1 protein-coding gene is annotated in these 253 nt (G+C 63.6%); it reads right to left on the bottom strand.

All coding sequences use genetic code 11. The features are described from left to right. Positions 1–61 precede the first annotated feature (61 nt). Positions 62–253, bottom strand: a 192-nt coding sequence (locus tag SB660_RS22320) for a hypothetical protein (RefSeq protein WP_410584650.1), incomplete at its 5' end; no start/stop codon positions are given.

Below are 253 nucleotides of genomic sequence, written 5' to 3'. Positions count from 1 at the left end.
CACATATGCTTTCCAAGCGACCCGGTCGCATACGAGTTCCTGCAGACTGCTTTCAGCGCGACTAGCGTAACAACGCCGAAGTCACCAGGTGGCATTGTTCATTTCGATGCGCCCCGATCGACGCGTGCGCACCCGAGGCGGTCGAGGTCCGGCATACATCGCGCAACCGGCGGCCCGGCGGCAGCACCAGTTCGAGTGCCTCGCGCACGAAGCGCCATGCGCCCTGATTCCTGTCCTCCTCCTGTGCCCACAC

It is taken from the genome of Bacillus sp. SIMBA_005, assembly GCF_046535585.1.
Classification (GTDB): domain Bacteria; phylum Bacillota; class Bacilli; order Bacillales; family Bacillaceae; genus Bacillus; species Bacillus pumilus.
The sequence above is the reverse complement of the archived record's forward strand: the minus strand, read 5'-3'. Positions and strand labels throughout refer to the sequence as shown.